The organism is Rhizobium rhododendri (genome assembly GCF_007000325.2).
Taxonomy (GTDB): Bacteria; Pseudomonadota; Alphaproteobacteria; order Rhizobiales; family Rhizobiaceae; genus Rhizobium; species Rhizobium rhododendri.
On record NZ_CP117267.1, the window covers coordinates 3,379,688 to 3,403,875 of the forward strand.

General features: G+C 61.8%; 22 protein-coding genes. 1 reads left to right on the forward strand and 21 read right to left on the reverse strand.

Annotated features, from left to right (window positions below; translation table 11 throughout):
* Positions 1 to 19: 19 nt before the first annotated feature.
* From PR018_RS16355 to PR018_RS16395, 9 genes are all read right to left on the reverse strand, one after another.
* Positions 20 to 1,798, reverse strand: a complete 1,779-nt coding sequence (locus PR018_RS16355) for an adenine deaminase (protein ID WP_142830045.1) — start codon at positions 1,796 to 1,798, stop codon at positions 20 to 22.
* Positions 1,795 to 2,718 carry a nucleoside hydrolase gene (locus tag PR018_RS16360; protein WP_142830047.1) on the reverse strand — a complete coding sequence of 308 codons (924 nt, stop codon included), beginning with the start codon at positions 2,716 to 2,718 and terminating at the stop codon, positions 1,795 to 1,797. Before PR018_RS16360 ends, PR018_RS16355 begins: the two co-directional genes overlap by 4 nt.
* Positions 2,719 to 2,721: 3 nt before the next feature.
* A complete protein-coding gene (locus PR018_RS16365; RefSeq protein WP_142830049.1) occupies positions 2,722 to 3,750 on the reverse strand; it encodes an ABC transporter ATP-binding protein in 1,029 nt (342 codons plus the stop codon).
* Positions 3,743 to 4,522, reverse strand: coding sequence for an ABC transporter permease (locus PR018_RS16370; protein ID WP_142830050.1), 780 nt, complete (start codon positions 4,520 to 4,522; stop codon positions 3,743 to 3,745). Before PR018_RS16370 ends, PR018_RS16365 begins: the two co-directional genes overlap by 8 nt.
* Complete coding sequence (locus tag PR018_RS16375) at positions 4,519 to 5,349, reverse strand: ABC transporter permease (protein WP_142830052.1); 831 nt, start codon at positions 5,347 to 5,349, stop codon at positions 4,519 to 4,521. The genes PR018_RS16370 and PR018_RS16375 overlap by 4 nt, the downstream gene beginning before the upstream one ends.
* Positions 5,350 to 5,423: 74 nt before the next feature.
* Positions 5,424 to 6,446: an ABC transporter substrate-binding protein gene (locus PR018_RS16380; RefSeq protein WP_142830054.1), complete on the reverse strand. Its 1,023-nt coding sequence runs from the start codon at positions 6,444 to 6,446 to the stop codon at positions 5,424 to 5,426.
* Positions 6,443 to 7,510 carry a LacI family DNA-binding transcriptional regulator gene (locus tag PR018_RS16385; RefSeq protein ID WP_202617172.1) on the reverse strand — a complete coding sequence of 356 codons (1,068 nt, stop codon included), beginning with the start codon at positions 7,508 to 7,510 and terminating at the stop codon, positions 6,443 to 6,445. Before PR018_RS16385 ends, PR018_RS16380 begins: the two co-directional genes overlap by 4 nt.
* Before the next feature lie 159 nt (positions 7,511 to 7,669).
* Complete coding sequence (locus PR018_RS16390) at positions 7,670 to 9,058, reverse strand: M20/M25/M40 family metallo-hydrolase (protein WP_142830058.1); 1,389 nt, start codon at positions 9,056 to 9,058, stop codon at positions 7,670 to 7,672.
* Positions 9,059 to 9,177: 119 nt separating this feature from the next.
* A complete protein-coding gene (locus tag PR018_RS16395; protein WP_142830060.1) occupies positions 9,178 to 9,609 on the reverse strand; it encodes a MarR family winged helix-turn-helix transcriptional regulator in 432 nt (143 codons plus the stop codon).
* A 399-nt stretch (positions 9,610 to 10,008) separates the two neighbouring features.
* On the opposite strand from PR018_RS16395, the gene polA reads away from it, so the two are divergent.
* Positions 10,009 to 13,002, forward strand: coding sequence for a DNA polymerase I (gene polA / locus PR018_RS16400; protein ID WP_142830250.1), 2,994 nt, complete (start codon positions 10,009 to 10,011; stop codon positions 13,000 to 13,002).
* A 17-nt stretch (positions 13,003 to 13,019) separates the two neighbouring features.
* Here polA and phnN read toward each other — a convergent pair whose 3' ends face one another.
* From phnN to PR018_RS16460, 12 genes are all read right to left on the reverse strand, one after another.
* Positions 13,020 to 13,622 carry a phosphonate metabolism protein/1,5-bisphosphokinase (PRPP-forming) PhnN gene (phnN, locus tag PR018_RS16405; protein WP_224128618.1) on the reverse strand — a complete coding sequence of 201 codons (603 nt, stop codon included), beginning with the start codon at positions 13,620 to 13,622 and terminating at the stop codon, positions 13,020 to 13,022.
* Positions 13,622 to 14,761: an alpha-D-ribose 1-methylphosphonate 5-triphosphate diphosphatase gene (locus PR018_RS16410; RefSeq protein ID WP_142830062.1), complete on the reverse strand. Its 1,140-nt coding sequence runs from the start codon at positions 14,759 to 14,761 to the stop codon at positions 13,622 to 13,624. Before PR018_RS16410 ends, phnN begins: the two co-directional genes overlap by 1 nt.
* Before the next feature lie 13 nt (positions 14,762 to 14,774).
* Positions 14,775 to 15,470: a DUF1045 domain-containing protein gene (locus tag PR018_RS16415; protein ID WP_142830064.1), complete on the reverse strand. Its 696-nt coding sequence runs from the start codon at positions 15,468 to 15,470 to the stop codon at positions 14,775 to 14,777.
* A 122-nt stretch (positions 15,471 to 15,592) separates the two neighbouring features.
* The gene (gene phnE, locus PR018_RS16420; RefSeq protein ID WP_142830066.1) at positions 15,593 to 16,936 is read right to left on the reverse strand and encodes a phosphonate ABC transporter, permease protein PhnE; all 1,344 of its coding nucleotides are present in this window, start codon (positions 16,934 to 16,936) and stop codon (positions 15,593 to 15,595) included.
* Positions 16,937 to 16,943: 7 nt separating this feature from the next.
* Positions 16,944 to 17,909, reverse strand: a complete 966-nt coding sequence (gene phnE, locus PR018_RS16425) for a phosphonate ABC transporter, permease protein PhnE (RefSeq protein ID WP_142830068.1) — start codon at positions 17,907 to 17,909, stop codon at positions 16,944 to 16,946.
* A gap of 78 nt (positions 17,910 to 17,987) precedes the next feature.
* On the reverse strand, positions 17,988 to 18,896 hold the full coding sequence (gene phnD / locus PR018_RS16430; RefSeq protein WP_142830070.1) for a phosphonate ABC transporter substrate-binding protein: 909 nt from the start codon (positions 18,894 to 18,896) through the stop codon (positions 17,988 to 17,990).
* 89 nt (positions 18,897 to 18,985) lie between these two features.
* Positions 18,986 to 19,840 carry a phosphonate ABC transporter ATP-binding protein gene (phnC, locus tag PR018_RS16435; protein WP_142830072.1) on the reverse strand — a complete coding sequence of 285 codons (855 nt, stop codon included), beginning with the start codon at positions 19,838 to 19,840 and terminating at the stop codon, positions 18,986 to 18,988.
* A 156-nt stretch (positions 19,841 to 19,996) separates the two neighbouring features.
* Positions 19,997 to 20,614, reverse strand: coding sequence for a DapH/DapD/GlmU-related protein (locus tag PR018_RS16440; RefSeq protein WP_142830074.1), 618 nt, complete (start codon positions 20,612 to 20,614; stop codon positions 19,997 to 19,999).
* A 78-nt stretch (positions 20,615 to 20,692) separates the two neighbouring features.
* Complete coding sequence (gene phnL, locus PR018_RS16445) at positions 20,693 to 21,412, reverse strand: phosphonate C-P lyase system protein PhnL (protein ID WP_142830076.1); 720 nt, start codon at positions 21,410 to 21,412, stop codon at positions 20,693 to 20,695.
* Between the two features lie 12 nt (positions 21,413 to 21,424).
* Positions 21,425 to 22,201: a phosphonate C-P lyase system protein PhnK gene (gene phnK / locus PR018_RS16450; RefSeq protein ID WP_111215949.1), complete on the reverse strand. Its 777-nt coding sequence runs from the start codon at positions 22,199 to 22,201 to the stop codon at positions 21,425 to 21,427.
* Positions 22,198 to 23,079, reverse strand: a complete 882-nt coding sequence (locus PR018_RS16455; RefSeq protein ID WP_142830078.1) for an alpha-D-ribose 1-methylphosphonate 5-phosphate C-P-lyase PhnJ — start codon at positions 23,077 to 23,079, stop codon at positions 22,198 to 22,200. The genes phnK and PR018_RS16455 overlap by 4 nt, the downstream gene beginning before the upstream one ends.
* Positions 23,076 to 24,185: a carbon-phosphorus lyase complex subunit gene (locus PR018_RS16460; protein ID WP_142830080.1), complete on the reverse strand. Its 1,110-nt coding sequence runs from the start codon at positions 24,183 to 24,185 to the stop codon at positions 23,076 to 23,078. The genes PR018_RS16455 and PR018_RS16460 overlap by 4 nt, the downstream gene beginning before the upstream one ends.
* Between the last annotated feature and the right edge of the window lie 3 nt (positions 24,186 to 24,188).

The following is a 24,188-nucleotide window of genomic DNA, read 5'->3' on the forward strand; positions in this document are numbered from 1 at the left end:
GGTTAGGCCGACAACTCTCTCAGAGAACCGGACTTTCCAGCAGCTGGCCGGTTGTCACGTCGGCAATGCCACGGTCGGTCTGGTGCGGCCCGATGTTGCAAGCGAGCGCCGCGCCGAAACACGCCTTGAACACCAGATAGGGCGGCTTCCAGTCGACAACCCGCGTCATGGCCTTGCGTATGGCGCCAAACCCCGCCGCGATATCCTCCAGTCCAGCCTCGCTGACAAGGCCGGAGAGCGGTAGCGGCAAGATGGCATCGAGCCTGCCGTTCGAGGCCACCGCCATACCGCCGCCCGCAGCGATCACGGCATTTGCAGCCAGCGTCATGTCGCGCACATTGCCACCGAACACAGTCAGGTTGTGGCTGTCATGCGATACAGTCGTACAGAAAGCACCTCGCCATTCACCCCAACCGGTGAGAAAGCCGATTCGCGGCCGTTCATCGACGCGGCCATGTCGGTGCGCGATCGCGAGCAGGGTCGTCCCCGGCGGCGGAACGACGAAGCCACCTGCAACATCGGCAGTCATCTCGCCCCAGGCCGTAAATCGTGGCTGGTCTATGGTGGCGATGCGTACTCTGTCTCCGTCCGCCAATACGCGAAAATCGTCTTCGGAAAGCGGTTCCAGCTTGACGGAATGGCGCAATGGCTCCGGATCGAGCCTCGCCGCTGTAAACAGCGCTTTGCCGTTACGGGCAACGGGCTTGCCATCGGCGAGGACAAGCCTTGCCCGGAAATCCTCGAGATCGTCGAATAACACGATGTCAGCCCGTCGACCGGCGGCAATCAGGCCGAGGTCAGGCCGGTTCAAGCGCATTGCGGCGTTCAGGGTTGCTGCGCGCAAAGCCCACTCTGGACGTAGGCCATCGCGCACCAGCCGCCGCACGACATCGTCAAGACCGCCATCCCGGTGGAGTTCGTCGGGAAATACATCGTCGGTGCATAGCGTGATGGTCTGGGGCATATGGCCGAGCTTATTGATTTCATTCACGAACTGCGTCAGCAGGTGATCATGTGAGCCGCGCAGTTCGATCGTCATTCCGGCCGAGAGTTTGGCGAGGAAGTCGGCGCCGGAGGTGAGCTCATGGTCGGATGTCACGCCTGCTGCCATAAAGGCGTTGAGATCGGCTCCCTCAAGTCCCCGCGCGTGGCCTGCAACGATCTTGCCTGAAGCGAGACCGGCGTTGACGATGCCGGTCATGCGCGGATCGCCGTCGATGACGCCGCGCATGTTCATCACCTCGGCGACGCCACCGATCTCGGGCCAGGACAGGATCTCGGCAATCACAGCTGCGTCGAAGTCCGCGCCGGCGCATTCCAGTCCCGGTGCCGAGGGAACGCTGGAAGGCGCAAGGGTGATCACTCGCAAAGGCAGGGGCCGCGTGGCCTCCACAGCCCAGCGCACGGCGGCCAGCCCGTGGACATTGCCGAATTCGTGCGGATCCCAGACAATTGTCGTAACGCCGCGCGGCATGACGCATTCCGCATAGGCCGCAGGCGTGATCATCGAGCTTTCGATGTGCATATGCGTGTCGATGAGCCCCGGCGACAGGAATGCGCCGGCCGCATCGATGATTTCGCTCGCGTCGGTTCTGCTGCCAGCAGGATGCACGCTGGCAATCAGGGCCCCCGTCAATCCGATATCGCAGTTGTCGATTTGCCCTGTGACCATGTTGACGAGTCGACCGCCGGTAATCAGCACATCAAACGGCGTATCGCCCCGCGCTGCCGAGGAGGCACGGGCCCTGAGAGCCGGATGGTTGAGGTCTGCGGGATCGCGCGCGCGCGTTTCGGTCATCGGCTGGCCTCGTCGGCGAGGGCACGCATGACCATGACGCGAGCCCTGGCTGCATCGATCCCGGCCACATAATGTGCGTTGAAAATGCCACGCGAGGCGCGAGATTCCACGACCGTCCGTCCTCGCGTATGGGATCCTTGCAACTCCACATCGATGCGGGCAGGTCGAAAGTCGGCGATATCTGGCTCAACGAAGATGGCAGCAGCGGTCGGATCGTAGAGCGCCATGCCGGCACGGCCGCGGCTGGTTCCAATCGTCACGTAGCCGCCCAGAAGATCGGCCAGCAACGTGGCTTTTTCGCTGGCTACCAGACGAAGGGCATCGACGTCCTCCGGGGTTGCGATCACCTTGCGGCAGATATCGAGATCGACCATGCGCAGCGGCAGGCCGTGGGCAAGGACGATTGCGAGCGCCTCCGGATCGGCAAAGGCATTGAATTCGGCCGATGCCGTATGATTGCCCGCTGTGACGCCACCGCCCATCCAGACCAGTTCCGTCACGCGGGTGGCAAGATCGGGCCGCGCCAGCGCCAGCGCCGCGATATTGGTGAGAGGCCCGAGCGCCAGGATCCGGCAGGGACCTTGGTTGGTCTCAAGCCATTGGCAAAGCGCGGCAAAGGCATTGCCCGGAGGCAGCCGCTCTGCTGCCGGCAGCGTCCTTCCCAGCGTGGGAATTCCGCTTGAGCCAAGGATCGCCTCGGCTGTTTCCAGCTGGCATAGGACCGGCATTGCCCGCCCGCTGTGGATTTGAAAGCGCCAACCGAAAAATGCCGCCGCACTGGCTGCGTTGGCTCTCACCTGGTTGAGCGGAGTGTTCCCCATGACCAGCGAGACGCCGTCGATCTCAAGCCCCGAATGCGCCACCACCAGAATGGCGGCGATGTCGTCGAAGCCCATGTCGGTATCGATCCAGACCCCCATGTTTCACCCGAACCTTTCCAGCACCGCTGCCGCATCGACCGGCAGATCGAATGCGAGCTCGCTGCCCATCGGCTGCGCAGCCAGGGCGGCTCCGACTTCGGCCTTGATGGGACCGAGCGGCGTGTCGAGCAGGTACTCGCGTGTGTTTCCGGCAAAGGACGTGCCCCGGACGATGCCTCGAAACGGACCGACGCCGAGCGTGACCGCACGCGGACGCCAGGCGAGCCCCGCAGCACCTCGTGGCACGGGTTGAGACAGCGGCACGGCGCCACCGGCCGCTTTCATCCCGGTGCTCTCGGTGGGAAAGATGTTCTCGAATCCGACGAAGTCGGCAACGAAGGCGGAGACTGGTCGGTTATAGATCTCCTCCGGCGTACCGATCTGCTCGATTGCGCCATTCCGCATGACCACGATCCTGTCGGCCAGCGCCAGTGCCTCCACTTGGTCATGGGTGACGAAAATCATCGTCACGCCGGTCTTCTTCTGGACCCGCTGCAGTTCGGTGCGCATTTCCAGCCTGAGACGTGCGTCGAGATTGGACAGCGGCTCGTCGAGCAGCAGCACTTTAGGCTCCATCACCATAGAGCGTGCTAGCGCTACGCGTTGTTGCTGGCCGCCTGAGAGCTCTCCTGGTTTCCGGCGCGAGAAATCGCCAAGGCCCACAGACGTCAGGCCAGCGCCGACGCGCGCATCGAGGTCGCCGCCGCGCAGGCCCTTCAGGCGCAATCCGAAGGCGATGTTCTCGTAGACCGAAAGATGCGGGAAGAGGGCATAGGACTGGAAGACCAGGCCGACTGCCCGTTTATTGGCGGAAACACGGGTGATGTCGACACCGTCTAGGCTGATCTTGCCTGAGGAGGGCGTCAGCAGTCCGGCGATAGCGCGCATTGTCGTCGTCTTGCCGCAGCCGGACGGGCCGAGCAGCGCCACCAGTTCCCCCCGACCGATCGTCAGGTCGAGATCCCTGACGGCAACGGTGCTGCCGTAGGCAAGCGTCAGCTTCTTGAGGGTGAGATAGGAGGCGTCAGACATAGCGGGAAAATCCTAGAAAGCGTTCGGCCAGAAAGACGATGCCGATCGACAGGAAGGCGAGCAGTGCCGAAAGGGCGGCCACGGAGGGATCGTAGGTCGTCTCCATGTAGCCGAGCATGTTGATCGGCAGGGTCTGGATTCCGGGGCCCGACAGAAACAGCGACACCGGCACCTGATTGAAGCTGGTGACAAACCCGAGGATAAACGCCGCCAGCACGCCGCCGCGTATATTCGGCAGCACGACGCGGAAGAAGGCGCCCGGCCGCGAAGAACCGAGCAACACTGCGGCTTCCTCGATGTCGGAGCGCAGGTTGTCGAGGCTGGCCGAGACGACGCGCACGGCATAGGGCAACACCAGCGCAGTATGGGCGCAGAACAGCGCGGCGGTAATGCTGAAGCCGAAGGGCACGACGAGATACCGTAGGATGGAGAGCCCGACGATGATGCCTGGTACGATGATGGGCGCTGACACGACCGTGCGGATGGTCTCGGCAAACGGCAGCCTGTAGCGGGAGAGCGCATAGGCGGCCGGCACGCCCAGGACCAGCGCACACAGGGTGCCGCCGACCGCAAGCAGCATGGACATGGCAAAGCTGGCGCGAAAGCTGTCAACGGTGAAGACTTTTTCCACCCAACGCAGCGAGAGGCCCTGCGGCGGAAAAGCCAGCGTCTCGCCGGCTGAAAGCGAGGCGGCAACAATGATGACGAACGGCCCGATCAGGAAGACCAGCAGCAAAGACAGGGCAATCGGTGAAAACAGCCGGCCGCTCATATGCGGCTCCTCGCGGTTGCCACGCGCTTCAGCAGCAGATTGGCGCCGAAGCTCATGACGATGAGGATGAAGGCGATGACGCTCGCCGAGACGAAATCGCTGGAAACCGTGACCCGCTGGTAGAGCAGCGTTTCCAGCATCAGCACCTTGGAGCCACCAAGGATCGCAGGCGTGATATAGGCCGTCAGCGAACCGGTGAAAACCAGCGTGCCGCCGATCACCAGTCCCTCGCGGGTGAGCGGCAGGATAACTTTCCAGAACACCTGCAGCCAGTTTGCACCGAGCACTCGCGCCGCGGCGATCGCATCTTTCGGCATGTTTTCAAGCGCACTGATCAGCGACAGGATCATCAGGGGCAGGAACAATTGCAGCAGGCCGAGAAAAACTGCGGTCTCGCTGAAGAGAATGCGGAACGGGGTGTCTATCACATGCAGCCCGATCAGCGCCTCGTTGACGATGCCGGTGCGCCCGAGGATGACGATCCAGGCATAGGTGCGGGCAACCGGTGAAATCATCAATGGCAGCACGACAAGGCCGACCATGCGACCCTTGCTCTTCGGCGGTAGGTTGACGATGGCAAATGCGCCGGCATAGCCGATGACCGCAGAAACGGCCGTGACCTCGAGCCCGAGGCGTAGCGTGCGCAGGAAGACGGTACGATTGAGCGCCTCGGAGAAAAATGCCGTGTAGGCGCCGATCGACCACGCCCCATCGGGCGCGTGAAACCCCTCAGACAAAAGCAGGATGACCGGCACCAGGAAAACCACTGCCGCAAACAGTGCTGCCGGAAGCGCCAGCGCGAGGGCCTCGGTTCTATTCTGGAACATGCAGATCTTTCCCGCAGGCAGTGTCGTCTGAACGATATCCGCGGTGCTGGATTCGGATATTCCGCACCGGCAGCTTACTGGCCAACCGTCTCGTTCCATTCCTTCACCCAGGCCTCTCGCTCGTCGAGCGCCAGAGCGGAGGGGATGAGCTTGAGGCTCCTGGCGGTGTCTTCGCCAAAGGTCAGGTTGCTGGTGATGTCAGCCGGCAGCTTGACCTCCTTGTTGGCAGGGCTGTCGACCAGCTTCTGGCCAAGCGCGGTCTGCACATCCGTCGAAAGCCAGAAATCCATGAACTGCAACGCTAGATCCCGGTTCTTCGAACCTTTGGTCAGGATCATGACATTCATGCCACCTGTTTGGCCCTCCTTGGGGTCGGCCCAGGCAACGGGGACATCGAGCTTGGTAAAGCCGGCCCAGGAAAAGCGACCGATCGGCGCTGCCCAGATTTCCTCCTGCTGCATAAGTTGCACCAGTTGCGAGGACTTTTCGTAGAAGGTAACGATGTCGTCTTTATTTTCACCGATCGCAGCAATCGGCGCTTTGAGATCCGGCGTGTTCTTGCCCATTGCCTCGCCCAGCATGTAGAGCGCTGGCGGTCCCTGGTTGGTCGTCACATTCGGGAAGGCAATATGGCCCACATATTCGGGCTTCAGGAGATCGGCCCAGGACGTGATCTTCATTTTATCGGGGCGATAGGCGATGGACGTGGCGTAGAAGGTGTAGCCGACGCTCATACTGTCGCCGTTCGGGTCCTTGGCGATGTCGTAGAGCTTGTCGAAATTGGAAAGCCTTGACGTATCGATCTTGTCTGTGAGACCTGCGCGAGACGCCTGTAGCGCATCGGCCATCGAGACGACTGCCATGTCGATCACCGGATGGGCCTTGTTCGCCTCCATTTTTGCCAGCCGCTCGACGCTGTTGCCGGTCTCCACGACCAGCTTGCAGCCGCATTTCGCTTCGAATGGATCGTAGACCAGCTTCCTGTAGTCGTCCTGGGCAAACGCATAGACGGAGATCGTCAGCGTCTTGTCCGCAGCGCCTGCTGTCAGTGGAAAAAGGCAACAAACCGCGATGGACGTGCTCAGCAGCCAATTCATGGGACGGGATCTCCACCGGGTTCCTGCATCGCCGGTCCGGGAGGACCGGAGGACTGACGTGCTATAAGCCGCATCGGTACCCGTGAAACCGCCGCGGTGACGATGCGGCTGGCGTGCGGGGTCTCTTCTGCCAAAGATTGGTCGCGGGCGCCCATTTCGATGACGTCGACGAGCGCGCCGACGGCAATTTTTGCGATAGCCGGCATGTCCATACGCATCGTCGTTATGCCGGGCGTGACAACCGAGGACCAGATCAGGTCGTCGAAGCCGGTGACGCTGACGCTATCCGGCACGGATATGCCTGCCTGCTGCAATTCCGTCAGGGCCCGCAGCGCAGCGAGATCCGAGATGGCGGCAAAGGCGGTGAACCCTTGTCTGACTTTTTCCGCAAGCCCCAGCATGCAGCCTGCTCCATGCTCGGCTTCGATCTTTTCGATCCACATGACGCCCGTGGTGACGCTCGCGTCGAATGCCGATTTCAGGCCGCCGATGCGGTCGTTCTGGACGTTGGAGGCGGGGTTGTTACCCAGCAATATGATCTTGCGATGCCCGAGTTCATACAGATGTTGCGCCACCTGTACTCCGCCCTGCCAGTGATCAGCAGAGACGGTGTTGCCCGGCGTCGATGGCGTATCGATGACGGCTACCGGACAGCCGATGTCCGCAATCCGGGTGCCGCGCCGGGGGACAATGATCATGCCATCCACGCCGCGCTCCAGCAGACGATTGATAGCGTCGGTCTGGTGGCCGATATCGCCACGTGAATCGGCGATCAGCATGCCGTAGCCGGCAACCGAGGCAGCGTATTCCATAGCCTGGGCGATTTGCGGGAAGAGCGGATTGGCGATATCGGGCAGGACAAGGCCGAGCACCGCGCTTCTGCCGGTCCGCAACGCCCGCCCTGCCTGGCTCGGCACATAACCGAGGGCCGCTGCGGTCGCCCGTATACGGTCGCCGAGTTCGGCAGACACCCGGCCTTTGCCGGAAAGAGCATTGGAGACGCTGGCGACGGAAACACCGAGCGATGCCGCGATGCGGCTGAGATTAGGTCCGGAACGGTTGATAGCCAATGACATCACAATAAATGGTTAATCGTTTAATCAATCGATATACCACCTGATTTGATTTGTCGAATCGAATCTTGGCCCTGCAGTCATTTATGATGGTCGTGACGCCGGCAAGCAAGCCGCGAAGTGGTCGCATCCTGCTTGCCGGCTTTATTGTTATGCCGCCAGGGCGTCGAGGATCCGGATCCAGGAGCGTATGCCCTTGTGATAGGAGGCGAGCTCATACTTCTCGTTCGGCGAATGAATACGGTCGTCGTTCAGGCCGAACCCGACCAGCAACGACTCCATGCCGAGCATCTTCTGGAAATCGCCGACGATGGGAATGGAGCCGCCCATGCCGATGACGACAGCAGGCTTCGGCCACTCGTCAGAGAGGGCTGCCTTCGCCTTGTTGAGCAGCGCCGATTCATAAGATAGTTGAATGCCCGGAGACCCGCCGTGACCGTGAAATTCAACGGAGCAATCGGCCGGGATCTTCGACTTTACATAAGCGCGGAAACTGTCGCGGATGGCTGCCGGGTTCTGGTCGCCGACCAGCCGGAAGGATATCTTGGCGGATGCCTTCGAGGCGATGACGGTCTTGAAGCCGTCGCCCGTATAGCCACCGGTGATGCCGTTGACCTCTGCTGTCGGACGCGCCCAGGTCAGTTCCAGAGCGGAGCGCCCCTTTTCGCCTGATGGGATCGACAGTCCGATTTCGCCCAGCAGCTTTTCCGCCGAGGCGTCGAGCTTTTCCCAGCTTGCCTTGATATCGGCAGGCGTCTCGTTGACGCCGTTGTAGAAGCCCGGAAGCGTGACCCTGCCGGTTGCGTCATGCAGGCCGGCGACGATGTCGGCGAGGATATGGATCGGATTTGCGGCAAGTCCGCCGAACATACCGGAATGCAGATCGCGGTCTGCGGCCGTGACGACGATCTCATCGCCGACCAATCCGCGCAGGCCGGCGGCAATTGCCGGCGTTTCGGCATCCCACATGCCGGTATCACAGACGAGCGCGTAGTCTGCCGTCAGTTCCGCGGCATTGGCCTCGAGGAAAGGTTTCAGCGATGGCGAGCCTGATTCCTCTTCGCCTTCGAATAGGATGGTGATGCGGCATGGAAGCGCGCCGTTGATGTCCTTGTACGCCCGGCAGGCTTCAACGAAGGTCATTAGCTGGCCTTTGTCGTCCGACGTGCCACGGCCGGTGATGACCTTGCGACCATTGCCGATCTCCTTGATGGCTGGCGAGAAAGGGTCGTTCTCCCAGAGCTCGATCGGGTCGACTGGCTGCACGTCGTAGTGACCGTAGAACAGCAGGTGCGGCGCACCGGCACTGGCGCCTGCGTGGTGCGCGACGACCATCGGATGGCCGGGAGTATCGCGAACCGAGGCTTCGAAGCCGATAGAGACCAGATAGGCCGTAAGCCACTCTGCCGCCTTGCGGCATTCCGGCTTGAATGCAGGATCGGTCGAAATCGACTTGATCCTGAGCAGTTCGAACAGCTTGTCGAGGCTGGTGGGCAGGTTCTGGTCGGCGCGGTCGAGAATGGGGGATATGGCAGTCATGGATGGTCCTTCTTCCGATTTGGAGAGACGATAGACCAAAGCGGGGGGTGTTTCGAGCCGAAATCGGCTGTGTGTTCGATCGTAGCGGTCAGCGAAATGTCAAAGAGCTGCGATCGCCGCTAGAGGCGCTTGGCATTGTCGAGGACGCGCCGAATATATTCCAGCAGCAACTCACGCTCGAAGACCCTGAAACCTTTGAAGAGATCCTGGTCTGCAGCCATGGCTGCATCGACCGCGTCTTGCTGCATGGCAGATCCCTTTTCCGTCAGGTAGACGAGCTGAGCCCGCTTGTCGGAAGGATGAGGCTTGCGCTCGATCAGTTGATCGCGCTCCATGCGCGAAAGCGTGTTTGCCATGGTGGCCTGTTCGATGTCGACGCGCTCCAGCAGTTGCTTCTGCGTCAGGCCATCCTCGGCCCACAATTCGACCAGGATTGGAAACTGTCCGGGAGAAAAGCCGATTCCTGCCGCCCGCTGTTGCAAGGAGCGACTGAAACCCTTCGCAAGCTGGCTCGCAAGGTAGGCTGCGGAGTCTGTCCGACTATATCCCATGACGTGTGCTTATGCGCAATTTCAAGCCGAAACAACGCGTAAATCGCCGGCGAGGGTCTTAGCCGAGCGGGTTGTTGCACTGTCTGCTTCGATGGAAAAAGCCGCCATGGCCTGGAGGGAAACCATGGCGGCTAAAAATAGGGACAAAGGCCCGGAGAGGGGGGAAGGCCTTTGTCCAAGTCTGATGCGGCAGGGGACATGCCAGCGACCAGACCCGCGACGTTTGTTAAGCGCCGGCGAGGGAGAAATGCTAATTCAAATACGGCTTTTCAAGGGAACCGTTTCGTCGGCGCCGTTACAAATCGGTAACGTTTCGGTGACGCCGGGCACTGCATCCCTCAGCGAAAAGCAGGCAACGCGGTCTGGACCTCGGGCATGCCGCAGGCTATCCATTCCGGCATGAAAAATGGTGATCATCTCTTCCTCGTCGATGGCTCGGGCTTCATTTTCCGCGCCTTCCACGCCATTCCGCCGCTCAACCGCAAATCCGATGGTTTGCCGGTGAATGCCGTGTCGGGATTTTGCAACATGCTGTGGAAGTTGCTGCGTGACGCGCGCAACACCGATGTCGGGGTGACGCCCACCCATTTTGCCGTCATCTTCGACTATTCCTCAAAGACGTTCCGCAACGATCTATACCATCTCTACAAAGCCAACCGCTCGGCACCGCCCGAGGACCTGGTGCCGCAGTTCGGTCTGATCCGCGAGGCGACCCGCGCCTTTAATCTTCCGTGCATCGAAACTGAAGGTTTCGAGGCCGACGACATCATCGCCACCTATGCGCGGCTGGCAGAGGCCACCGGCGCCGATGTCACCATCATCTCGTCCGACAAGGACCTGATGCAGTTGGTGACGCCCAATGTGCATATGTACGATGCCATGAAGGACAAGCAGATCGGCATTCCCGATGTCGTCGAGAAATGGGGCGTCGCGCCTGAAAAGATGATCGACCTGCAGGCGCTGACCGGTGATTCCACCGACAACGTGCCGGGCATTCCGGGGATCGGTCCGAAGACCGCAGCCCAGCTTCTGGAAGAATTCGGCGATCTCGAAACGCTGCTGTCGCGGGCCGGCGAGATCAAGCAGCAGAAACGCCGCGAAAGTATCATTGCCAATGCCGATCTCGCACGGCTGTCGCGCCAGCTGGTCGAACTGCGCACCGACGTACCGCTCGACGTACCCCTCGAGGATCTGACACTCGAGCCGCAGGATGGCCCGAAACTCATCGCCTTCCTGAAGGCCATGGAATTCACCTCGCTGACCCGCCGCGTCGCCGATGCGACCGGCGCGAATGCTGCAGGCATCGAGGCGGCGGTCGTCGCGGTCGAGCTGGTTGCCGAGGCTCACGGCCCCGACATGGACACGCTCGCCTCCGCCACCGAGGGGGAGCGCTCCGAAGAGACGATCAAGTCGTCGCCCACCGACCCGCTGGCAGTCGAGGCGCCGCATCGGGGTGCAACGCCTACCGATCTTGCCAGGAGCCGGGCAGAAAGTTTCGCCGCCGCCAAACTCGATGCCTCTGCCTATGTCACCATCCGAGACCTCCCAACGCTCTCGAACTGGATTGCCGCCTGTCGCGAAACCGGCCTGGTCGCCTTCGATACCGAGACCACCTCGATCGATGTCATGCAGGCGGATCTGGTCGGTTTCTCGCTTGCCTACGCCGATCCCGCCGATGCGTCGGGCCTCACCATCCACGCCGCGTATGTGCCGCTTGCCCACAAGACCGGCAGCGAGGATCTGTTCAGCGACGGCGTCAAGCTGGCGCCGGACCAGATACCCATGGACGATGCACTGGCCCTGCTGAAGGGACTGCTGGAGGACCCGTCCGTCCTCAAGGTAGCCCAGAACCTCAAATACGATTACCTGCTGATGAAGCGCTATGGCATCATCACCCGGGGGTTTGACGACACCATGCTGATGTCCTACGTGCTCGATGCCGGTGCCACGACCCATGGCATGGACACGCTGTCCGAGCGCTGGCTCGGGCACAAGCCCATCGCCTTCAAGGATGTCGCCGGCAGCGGCAAGTCGCTCGTCACCTTCGACCGTGTCGCCATCGACAAGGCCACGGCCTATGCCGCCGAGGATGCCGATGTGACGCTGCGGCTGTGGATGGTGCTGAAGCCGCGCCTCGCCGCGCAGAAACTGACCTCGGTCTATGAGCGCCTGGAGCGGCCGCTCGTGCCGGTGCTCGCCCGCATGGAAGAGCGCGGCATCACCGTCGATCGCCAGATCCTGTCACGGCTCTCCGGCGAACTTGCCCAGAAGGCGGCAGCCTTCGAGGACGAGATCTATGAACTGGCCGGCGAGCGCTTCAACATCGGCTCGCCCAAGCAGCTCGGCGATATCCTGTTCGGGAAGATGGGCCTTGCCGGTGGCGGCAAGACCAAGACCGGACAGTGGTCCACCTCGGCAAGCGTGCTCGAGGATCTGGCCGCCGAGGGCCTGCCGCTGCCGCGCAAGATTGTCGACTGGCGCCAGTTGACCAAGCTGAAGTCGACCTACACCGACGCGCTGCCAGGCTACATCCACCCCCTGACCAAACGCGTCCACACATCCTACTCGCTGGCCGCGACCACCACCGGCCGGCTATCCTCGTCCGAGCCGAACCTGCAAAATATTCCGGTGCGCACCGTCGAAGGCCGCAAGATCCGCACGGCTTTCGTTTCGACACCCGGCCACAAGCTGCTGTCGGCCGATTACAGCCAGATCGAGCTGCGCGTGTTGGCCCATGTCGCCAACATTCCGCAACTGACCCAGGCGTTTTCCGACGGCGTGGACATCCATGCGATGACGGCCTCCGAGATGTTCGGTGTGCCGGTCGAGGGCATGCCGTCGGACGTGCGCCGTCGCGCCAAGGCGATCAACTTCGGCATCATTTACGGCATCTCAGCCTTCGGCCTTGCCAACCAGCTTTCAATCGAGCGCTCCGAGGCCGGTGAATACATCAAGCGCTACTTCGAGCGCTTCCCCGGCATCAAGGACTATATGGAGGCCACCAAGGCCTATGCCCGTGACAAGGGCTATGTCGAGACCATCTTCGGCCGCCGCATCCATTATCCGGAAATTCGCTCGTCCAATCCTTCGATGCGCGCTTTCAACGAACGCGCCGCCATCAACGCACCGATCCAGGGCTCGGCCGCAGACGTTATCAGGCGTGCGATGATCCAGATCGAGCCGGCATTGGCTGAAGCCGGGCTCGGCGAGCGCGTCCGCATGCTGCTGCAGGTCCATGACGAATTGATTTTCGAAGTGGAGGATGGCGATGTCGAGCGGACCCAGCCGGTCATCGTCTCCGTCATGGAAAATGCTGCCATGCCGGCCGTCGAGATGAGCGTGCCGCTTAAGGTCGATGCGCGTGCTGCCGACAACTGGGACGAAGCCCACTAGCAGAACCGGACTTGCTGTCAGCCGCGGAGTATTGCCTCGAGCGCATCGATCATCGCATGCGTCGCGGCATCCAGCGTGCCGCTGTTGTCGATGGTGACGACATCGAAGTCGCCTTGCACGGTCAGCGATCCGCGTTCCAGGCGCTTCAGGATGTCCGCACGGGTTTCACGTCCGCGCGCTTCCAGACGCTCTGCCAGCACCTCCGGCCGGGCTGTGACGTTGATGATCGTCAGTCTCGGGAAGGCAGCCTTGAAGCGATCGAGTACCGACCGCGAGCCGTTGGCGATGACGATATTGCCCTGTGCCAGTTCCTGGCGAACGGCGGCCGGAATCCCGTATTTCAGGCCATGTGCATCCCAGGATATGGCAAAACTGCCGGCCCTTTCCATCGCGTCGAACCCGCCCTCGGAGACGCTGACATGGTCCTCGCCACCCGCGTCGGCGCCGCGTGTGATGACGCGTCTCGCAAAGTGCACATCCGTCCGTCCGTCAAAATATTCTGCGGCGCGGCCGATCAGCGTGTCCTTGCCGGCGCCGCTTGGGCCGACCACCACCACCATCATGCCTGTTGCGGTCGGCGCGGCATTGCCGGTCTGCGGATTGGCCTCAAGCTCGGCCATCAGGCGACCCTTCGTCCTTCGCGCCAAATCGCGCGTGTCACAGGCACGCCGGTATCGCGGCGCACTCGCACGAGGTCTGCGCGCAGTCCGACCGCGATGCGGCCCCGGTCGTCGAGGCTGACGGTGCGGGCAGGGGTTGCCGTCACCATCGCAATCGCCTTCGGCAGCGAGATCGACTCGACCTCGTCGGCCAGTATGAACGGTGCATGCAGCAGGCTGAACGGCACGTAATCCGACGACAGCACGTCGAGTACGCCGAGCTCTGCCAGGTCCCGTGCGGCGATATTGCCGGAATGCGACATGCCGCGGACGATGTTCGGCGCTCCCATCAATACGCTCATGCCGGCAGCATGCGAGGCTTTGGCGGCCTCCACGCTGGTCGGAAACTCTGCCAGACGGACACCATAGGCAACGGCCTCATCGACATGTTCGAGCGTCGCATCGTCATGGCTGGCAATGGTGATGCCGCGCTCGTGGCAGATCTTGGTGATGGCGTCGCGGTGCGGCGTCGAATACTTGGCCGACTCCTCGAGGCGCTTGGCAATGAAGACCGCAAAAGCCTCGTCAGTCAGGCCGCGCTTCTTCTGGTAGTAGAAGATGTACTTGTCCATCGTCTGGAACTGTCGCTGGCCGGGCGCATGATCCATCAGCGACACGAGGCGAACCGCGTTGTCCTGCTGGAAGTCGGCAAAATGCTCGAGTACGTTTTGCGAAGACACCTCGCAGCGCAGGTGGATCAGATGGTCGGCCCGCAGCCGCCCGTCGTTCTGTGCCGCCTCGATGGCATCGGCCATGTCACGCATCTCGCCGTGGTCGAAGCCGTCATCCTCGTCGGAGCCCATGCGCAGGCAGTCGAACACGGTGGTTATGCCCGAAGTGACGATCTGCGCATCGTGCGCCTGTATGGCCGCCGTCTTGTTCCATCGCACGCCAGGCCGCGGCGAGTAATGGGACTCCAGATGGTCGGTATGCAGTTCCACAAGGCCTGGCATCAGATAATCGCCCTCGAAATCCTCTCCGACAGCGGACGCTCCCTCGGAGATCTCGGCGATCTTGCCGTCGCGGATGATCACTGTGCCCGACACGATCTGGTCTTCGAGAATGATACGGGCATTGGAGAGGATGGTTTCCTGGGACATGTCAGACGGTCTTTCAGCTTGCAGCGTGGGCGAGGGGTAACCAGGCGCGGACGGTAAATGGCGCGCCGCGTGTCTCTTCGACGAAGACGGCGAGGCCGGAGATGGGAAGGGGGCGGCCAATATAATCGGCAAATTTGTCGCCAAGCACGGTCCTGAACGCATCCTGGCGCTCGGGCGACACCTGGCCGGTCAGGGTCATGTGGAAACGAAACTGCTCCATGACATAGGGATAGCCCCAGCGAAGCAGATTGGCGCGGTGGGCGTCATCGAGTTGTTCAGGCTTGCGGCGGGCAATATCTGCCTCCGACAACGCGGCGCGGAAGGGCTCGAACGAGCGCACGACGTCGGCGGAGAACTCCTGCAGCGTCGGATACAGATCGCCCGGTACCAGCGCAAAGAAGCGCCCGAGCTGGCCTAGAACAAGCTTCGGCAGCGTGAACGTCGGCGTTTTCGCAGCAAATTCGGCAGCCACTTCCAGAAGATCGCGCTCGGTGACAGAGCTGGCAAGCTCGAAAGGCGCCTTCAGCGTGGCATGAAAACCGTAGCGGCGAGGATCTTCCGTTATCGCCACCCGCTCGTCCGCGTTGATATCACCGGCATCTGCTGCCGGAAACGTCTCGCCGGTAAACGCATCGCGGCCAAGCCAGCGACTGGCCGCCGTCGTCAGCGGATCGTCATGCGGCGGCGTGAAGTAGAGGGCGTAGCGCAAGTGGCCATCCTTGGGTCATGCGGGGAGCGCACAGTGACGTGATTTTTCCACCGACGGCAAGATGGTTCTGCGCTAAAAGATTTCCGTGACAGAATGATGATCAAACGCGCGGTATGCCGTCTTTATCGCTCGTTCTGCGTTCCCATGAGCCGGGTGCGCAGGGCGTTGGAAGCGGCATCGAAGATCATTACCACGGCTAGCGTCAGAAGCACCATATAGGCAACGTTTTCCCAGTTCTTGTTGGTACGCATCGCCTCCCAAAGCTTAAGGCCGATACCACCGGCTCCGACCGCACCGATGATCGTCGCACCGCGGACGTTCGATTCCCACTGGTATAGCGTCTGGCTGACGATGATCGGCACGATCTGCGGCATCACGCCGTAGCGCTGCACCAGCACTTCAGATGCGCCGGTCGACAGGATGCCTTCGCGTGGCTTGTCGTCGATGTTCTCCAGCGCTTCGGCGTAGATCTTGCCGAGCGTACCGGTCTCGGTAAAGAAGATCGCCGCGCTGCCTGCCAGCGGCCCCGGTCCGAAGGCCCGCGTGAAAAACAGCGCCCAGATCAGCATGTCCATAGACCGCAGGAAGTCGAAAAAACGCTTGAATATGTGGTTGACGATGCGGCTCGATGTGATGTTGCGCGCCGCCAGAAAAGCCAGCGGAAAGGAAACGATGGCGCCGAGCAGCGTGCCCAGAAATGCCATGACGATCGTCTGCAGCAGCTTCGTCAGCACATCGCCGTGCTGCCACTGGTTGTTGTTCCAGAAATCGTCGAATGCCAGCGACCAGTTGGACTGGCCTTTGACCAGCTGCGGACCGCTGAACAACAGGGTTGCGATTTCGGAAGGTGATTTCTCGAAAAACTTCGAGCTCGTGTCGAAGATGAAGTTCGGCCAGCCGAGAAAGCGCTTGCGGATCTTGACCCGGTCGTTGTCGATGCTGACGTCACCGGCAAAGCCGAGGTCGGCAAGCACGTTGTCGTCATAGACGGTCATCCAGGCAGGCACAGGGCCAATCACCTTCGGCTGGCCGCTTACAAGCGATACTGCGACCCGTTCGCCGTTGGCAACGACTGTCACCTCCGTCTTGGTGATCTCGATCATCTTGGCCTTGCCGGCAACCTCTACCGTCGTGCTGCCGTCGGCGTTGGCCTTTACCCAATCCGGATGCGGATCGTCGCCGAGCGGCGAAAAGCGCGGATAATGTGGCGCCACCTGATCTCCGGAGAGCCGAAACTCCGGCTGCACGTCGTAGCTGACCCATTGGCTGAGAAAGATGCCGACCCGGTCCCAGTGAGCTTCGCCGAGGATCTTCGGCAGCTGGAAGAACCAGACGGAATAGAGGGCGTAGAGCAGCAGCCCGATCACCACCAGGAGGCCGCCGAAGCGCTTGCGGAAGGGCGGGTTGAAGGCTTGCGGAAAGCGCTCTTCGATGGATGCCGCATGGCTTGCGTCGGTCAGCGTCATGGGAGCCTCAGTGATGCAGCAGGAAGGCGTGTTCGCCAACAAGCCGCTTGCGCAGCCAGGCGGAGAACTGGTCGACGGCGAGAATGGTGACGAAGAGCAGCAGGATCAGCGCCATCGTCTTGGCGCCGAAGCCGCGCGAGATGGAGAGCTTCAGTTCCTCGCCGATGCCGCCGCCGCCGACGGCGCCGATGATCGTCGAGGCCCGCACGTTAATCTCCACCCGCAGCAGGGTATAGGACATGAAGTTAGGCAGGACCTGCGGCAGGGTCGCAAACCGTACCCGCTCGCTCCAGCTGGCACCGACCGAGCGGATGCCTTCATCGGCCCGCATGTCGGCGTTTTCGATTGTCTCATAGAACAGCTTGCCCAGCGCGCCAATCGAGTGAAGGCCGACGGCGATGATGGCCGAGACCGGCCCTATCGAGATGATTGCGGCAAACAGCCCGGCAATGACAATTTCCGGAAAGGCCCTGAGCACCTCCATGACGCGCTTGACGACGATCCGCAAAGGCTTCGACGGCGTCAGGTTGCGTGATGCGATGAACGACAGTGGCAGGGCAAAGATGAAGCCGATGATCGTCGACACCAGCGCCACGTTGATGGTGATGAGCATCAGTTCGAAGTATTCGGGGATATAGAAATCGCCGAAGACATAGACGCGACCGCGCGGGAAATTGAACTCCTCGCCGCCCGTTCCCGGATCGTTGGGGCTGGCTATGTCGAAGAGGGCGCGCCAGACGTCGTTCCAGTCTTTCGGAACCAGCCAGCTGACGAAGTCGAAGAGATGCGGCAGGCGCTCGAAGAAGTGTCCGGCATTGCTGTCATTGGCAAATTGCATCGACGAGACGAAGGCCGCCAGCAGCACCAGAAGTCCGAAAATCGTGTAGACCCGCCGGCGCGCGACCTGCCTCGCCCAGCTGTCGCCGATCTGCTGCGACGTTGGCATCTGCGAATGGGTGTCGGCTAGGGTCATGAAACGCTGCTCGTCGGACGGAGTTCAGGCACGTCAAAAAGGCGGCCGGTGGGACCGGCCGCCTTCAGTGATCTCGGATCAGCCGCCGATAGCTGCTTTGCGGACTTCAACGATTGCGTTGTAGAAGTCGGCCTTGACAGGAACGTAGCCCTTGAAGTCGCCGCCTTCGATGGCGTCGAAGCACTTCTTGTCCTTGGTCGGGAGCTGGGTGAAGAAGTCGGCCAGCTTGGTCTGCCATTCAGTGCCGAGCTTGTTGGAAACGACCAGCGGGCCGTTCGGGATCAGCGGCGAACGCCAGACTTCAACCAGCTTGTTCGGGTCGACAGCGCCCTTGTTGACTTCCTTGCGGAAGGTGCCGGAGGTGTAGCCGTCCTTGAAGTTGCCAATGCCGGAGGAATCGTCGACTGCAACATCGACCTTACCGTCATAGGCTGCGAGCAGGTTGTTCTCGTGGCCGCCGTTGAACTGCGTCGAACCGAAGAACTTGTCGTTCGGAACGCCCGTGGTCTTCGGGATCTGTGTCAGCGGAACGAGGTAGCCGGAGGTGGAGTCCGGGTCGGCGTAGCCGAGCTTCTTGCCCTTGGCGTCCATGATGGTCTTGATGCCGGAGGACTTCAGGGCCAGACCGATGGAGTAGTAGCCGGTCGCGCCGTCGGCCTGCTGAGTCGTCAGGATAGGGGTGACGGCCTTCGGATCCTTGATGAAGGTCGCGGCATAACCGGAGGCGCCGAGTTCTGCGAAATCGAGCGTGCCGCCCAGCAGGCCTTGGATAACGCCGTCATAATCGGCAGCCGGGAACAGCGAGACCTTTTCAAAACCGAAGGTTTCCTTGAGATGCTCGGCAAGGCAGGCGTAGTTGCGTAGACGGTCGGCTTCGTTCTCGCCGCCGAGAATGCCGACGCGGAATTCCTTGAGGTCGGCTGCGGATGCTGCCTGGCCGACGAGCGAAAGGATCGCCGTGGCTGCAAGAAGTGTCTTCTTCAACATGGGTTTCGTCTCCTGATTAACCGGTGTCCCCGGATGTTCGGTCTGAATGGATGCACCCGTGACGTGGGCCTTCGATCCCGGTCTCTCCCTCAGAGACCGGCCAGTGCCAGCGGCGAGGCGCCGGCAGATTGCTGAGCCACGCTTGCAGCAGGCAAGCTGGCAGTATTGATGCTCGTCGACGTCATCGTCTCGTCGATGCCCGCGCCATCCCGATCGGTGCCGTAGATGGCATTGACCGCGTCGGCGCTCAGCGCTGAAGGCGGACCGTCGAAGACGACGCGGCCGGACGCCATGCCGATGATGCGCTCACAATAATTGCGGGCTGTATCCAGCGTATGCAGGTTGGTGATGACCGTAATACCGTCGCGCTCGTTGATGTCGCGCAGCGCATCCATGACGATCTTCGCATTCAGAGGATCGAGGGAAGCGATCGGCTCGTCGGCAAGCAGCATCTTGGGCTTCTGCATCAGTGCCCGGGCAATTGCCACACGCTGCTGCTGGCCGCCGGAAAGGGTGCCTGCCATCTGCATTGCCGTCTGCTCGATACCGAGACGCTCTAGCGCCATGATGGCATCGATGCGCTCTTCGCGGGTGAAGATATTGAGCAGGCTGAGTGCCGTCGGCCGGTGGTTGAGCCGCCCGAGCATGACGTTGGTGAGTACATCGAGGCGGGGCACGAGATTGAACTGCTGGAAGATCATCGCGCAGTCGCGCTGCCAGTTGCGCAGGGCCTTGCCGCGAAATGCCGAAACCTCGGCGCCGGCGAAATGGATGGAGCCCGACGAGGGAAGTGCGAGATGGTTTATCATGCGCAGCAGCGTCGACTTGCCGGCGCCCGATCGACCGATGATGCCGACCATTTGGCCCTGCGGGATGTCCAGCGTCACGGAATCGACAGCGATCTTGTTTCCGAAAGTGCGGGTTACATCCCTGAGTTCGAACATCTGGTCTCTCTTTTCGCGACGACACACGTCATGTGTGAAGCTTTCAAAAAAGGCGCGTCTGAACGCGCCTATCGGTTGAAATGCTTACCGAAGGTTGATGAACCTCCGATGTCAGATTTGTGTAACTGCTGTCACAAATCCCGTCGGAGGCGTCCTTCAGCCACCGTAGCGGCTAAGAAAATCCTCGCCTGAAAGGGCACGGAAATCCTCCAGCGCAGTGCGCAGCCGGTTGTGGTCCCAATCCCACCAGGCCAAGGCATCCATCCGCTCGCCGACAGCCTTTGAAAATCGCTCGCGGATCAGTTTGGCGGGCACCCCACCGACGATTGTGTAGGGCGCGACGTCTTTCGAAACCACTGCTCCGGCGCCGATCACGGCACCGTTTCCGACCTTCACGCCGGGAAGCACAGTCGCGCCATGGCCGATCCAGACGTCGTTGCCGATGACGACGCGGTTCTCACGGCGCCAGGCGAAGAAGTCGGTTTCCAGGTCGGCATCCGGCCAGTAGTCCTTGGCACGGTAGGTGAAATGGTGAAGGGTGGCGCGCCATGTCGGATGGTTGGTCGCGTTGATGCGCACGGCGGCGGCGATATTGACGAATTTGCCAATGGTCGTGCACCAGACTGCACCATCCTGCATGATATAGGAATAGTCGCCCATATCGACCTCATCGAGCCGGCAGCGCTCGGACACCTCGGTATAGCGTCCGAGGGTCGACTGGCTGACGCGCGCCGTCGGATCGATAGAGGGCTGCTCGCCAATTTTCCTGGTCATCTCAATGTCTCCGGGCGCAGTTTCACCTTCACGCCGCAGGTCTGCGGCGCCATAGGTTTCTCGTTGGATTGGCAAAGTTCAGGCCTCGGCCGGAACGCGGGATATGCGTGGCGAGAACGCACTGACATCGAGGATGCGGTCGGCGACAGCAGCCCGAACCTCATCGTCATGGAAGATGCCGAGCAAGGCCACGCCGGCCTTCTTCTTGGCGGCGATCAACTCCACGACGACAGCGCGGTTGCGCGCGTCGAGCGATGCCGTCGGCTCATCGAGCAACAGGATCGCGTGATCGGTGATGAAGCCGCGGGCAATGTTGACGCGCTGTTGCTCGCCACCGGAAAATGTCGCCGGCGGCAGCTGCCATAGTTCCTCGGGCAGGTTGAGCCGCGATAGCAGTTCTGCGGCCCGTTCCCGGGCCACGATGTGGCTTTCGCCACGCGCCGTCAGCGGTTCCGCGACGACATCGATGGCGGCGACGCGTGGTACGGTGCGCAAGAACTGGCTGACATAACCCATCGTGTGGCGGCGCACGTCGATGACGGTGCGGGGATCCGCGGTCGCAAGGTCGACGATGCGGCCCTTGTGGACGACGAGGATCTGGCCACCATCGACGGCGTAGTTGCCGTAGGTCATTTTCAGCAGCGAGCTTTTGCCGATGCCCGATGGACCGCCGAGCACGACGCACTCCCCGGCGGCGACCGAGAACGAGACGTCGGCGACAACAGGCAGGCGAATGCCGTCGCGCAGATGCATGACGAAGCTTTTGAAAACTTCGGAGACGACGAGAGGGGTTGCCATGACGTTCTTTCCCTAGACTTGCAGGATCGAGGATACGAGCAGTTGCGTGTAGGGCTCCTGCGGATCGTCCAGCACGCGGTCGGTCAGGCCGTGCTCGATGACATTGCCGTCCTTCATCACCATCATCCGGTGCGAGAGCAGCCGCGCGACGGCGAGATCGTGGGTGACTACGATTGCAGAGAGGCCGAGATCCTGGACGAGGCCGCGCACGAGATCGAGCAGGCGGGCCTGCACGGAGACGTCCAGACCACCGGTCGGCTCGTCCATGAAGACCAGGCGGGGCGAGGTCACCAAGTTACGGGCAATCTGCAGGCGCTGGCGCATGCCGCCGGAAAAAGCGCGCGGCTGGTCGTCGATGCGGTCGGCATTGATCTCGACGCGTCCGAGCCAGTCAATGGCGGTCGCGCGGATATTGCCGTAGTGGCGATCACCGACGGCCATCAGTCGCTCGCCGACATTAGCCCCGGCGGAAACCGTCATGCGAAGTCCATCGGCCGGGTTCTGGTGCACAAAACCCCAGTCGGTGCGCATCAGGAAGCGCCGCTCGGCCTCGTTCATGTGGAAGAGCTCGCGATATTGCCCGTCGCGCATGTGGTACTCGATGCTGCCGGTGGTCGGCATCAGCCGGGTCGACAGGCAGTTCAGCAACGTCGTCTTGCCGGAACCGGATTCCCCGACGATCGCCAGCACTTCGCCCGGCCAGAGGTCGAACGAGACATTGCGGCAGCCGATGCGGCTCCCGTAGAATTTCGAGATATCCTTGACCCTGAGGAGTGGCGTCTCAGTCATTCCGCAGCCTCCTTGGCGGGTGCCAGCATCTCGCCGACATGCCCATGGGCCCGGCGATCCTCGCAATGGTCGGTGTCGGAGCAGACGAACATCCGCCCGCCCTTGTCGTCGAGGATGACCTCGTCAAGGTAAACGTCTTCCGCGCCGCAGAGTGCGCAGGGCTTGTCGAAGCTCTGGATCTCGAAGGGATGATCCTCGAAGTCGAGGCTGACCACGTCGGTATAGGGCGGCACGGCATAGATCCGCTTCTCGCGACCGGCGCCGAATAGCTGCAAGGCTTCCGACTGGTGCATTTTCGGGTTGTCGAACTTCGGCGTCGGCGAAGGGTCCATAACATAGCGGCCCTGGACCTTGACCGGATAGGCATAGGTCGTGGCAATCCGGCCGTTGCGGGCGATGTCCTCGTAGAGCTTGACGTGCATCAGGCCGTATTCTTCCAGCGCATGCATCTTGCGCGTCTCGGTCTCGCGCGGCTCCAGGAAGCGCAATGGCTCCGGCTGCGGCACCTGGTAGACCAGCACCTGATTGGGCCCGAGTTTCTCTTCGGGAATGCGGTGGCGGGTCTGGATGATCGTCGCCTCGCTGGTGCGGGTAGTGACAGCAACATTGGCGACCTTCTGGAAGAAGGCCCGGATCGACACGGCATTGGTCGTGTCGTCTGCGCCCTGGTCGATGACCTTGAGTACGTCGTCAGGGCCGATGATCGACGCCGTCACCTGCACGCCGCCGGTGCCCCAGCCATAGGGCATCGGCATTTCGCGCGAGGCGAACGGCACCTGGTAGCCGGGGATCGCAATCGCCTTGAGGATGGCGCGGCGGATCATCCGTTTGGTTTGTTCGTCAAGATAGGCGAAGTTGTATGTTGCAAGCGCGCTCATTCGGCAGCCTCCTGAAGGGGTTCCTGGCCGGCCTTGCGCGCCTTTTCGAAATCGCTGCGCATGCGGCGGACAAGATCGAGCTCAGCCTGGAAGTCGACATAGTGCGGCAGCTTCAGATGCTCGACGAAGCCGGTGGCCTGGACATTGTCGGAATGCGAGATGACGAATTCCTCGTCCTGCGCCGGTGCGGTCACGTCCTCGCCGAGTTCCTCGGCCCTCAGCGCTCGGTCGACCAGCGACATGGCCATCGCCTTGCGCTCGCTCTGGCCGAACACCAGGCCGTACCCGCGCGTAAACTGCGGCGGTGCCTTGGCCGAGCCCTTGAACTGGTTGACCATCTGGCATTCCGTGACCTGGATGGTGCCGAGCGAGACCGCGAAGCCGAGTTCCGGCACGTCGAGTTCGACCTCGACCTCGCCGATGCGGATCTCGCCGGTGAAGGGATGGTTACGGCCATAGCCCCGCTGCGTGGAATAGCCGAGCGCCAGCAGAAAGCCCTCGTCGCCGCGTGCCAGGGCCTGCAGCCGAAGGTCGCGCGTCATCGGGAATTCCATCGGCTCGCGCGTCAGGTCGCCGGTCTCGTGGTCCTCCGGCATGTCGCCATCTGCCTCGATCAGCCCTTCTTCCGCGAGGATTTCCGATACGCGCATGACGCGGTCATCTTCGGCCTGGCGCTGCGCGCCTTGCTCGACTGCTTCGTCTCCCAGCAGCGAGGGATCGAGCAGGCGATGGGTGTAGTCGAAGGTAGGCCCGAGCAACTGGCCGCCCGGCAGATCCTTGTAGGTCGCCGAAATGCGCCGCTCTATCTTCATCGCGGCGGTATCGATCGGCTGTGAATAGCCAAAACGTGGCAGCGTCGTGCGGTAGGCGCGCAGGATGAAGATCGCCTCGATCATGTCACCGCGTGACTGGCGGATGGCCAGCGCCGCCAGGGTCCGGTCGTAGAGCGAGGCTTCGGCCATGACGCGATCGACGGCGAGCGAAAGCTGCGCGACGATCTGGTCTATGCCGATGGCCGGCAGCGAGCGGTCACCGCGACGGCGGTCGGCGAGCAGCCGGTGGGCATTGGCGATGGCGGCTTCGCCACCCTTGACGGCAACATACATCGG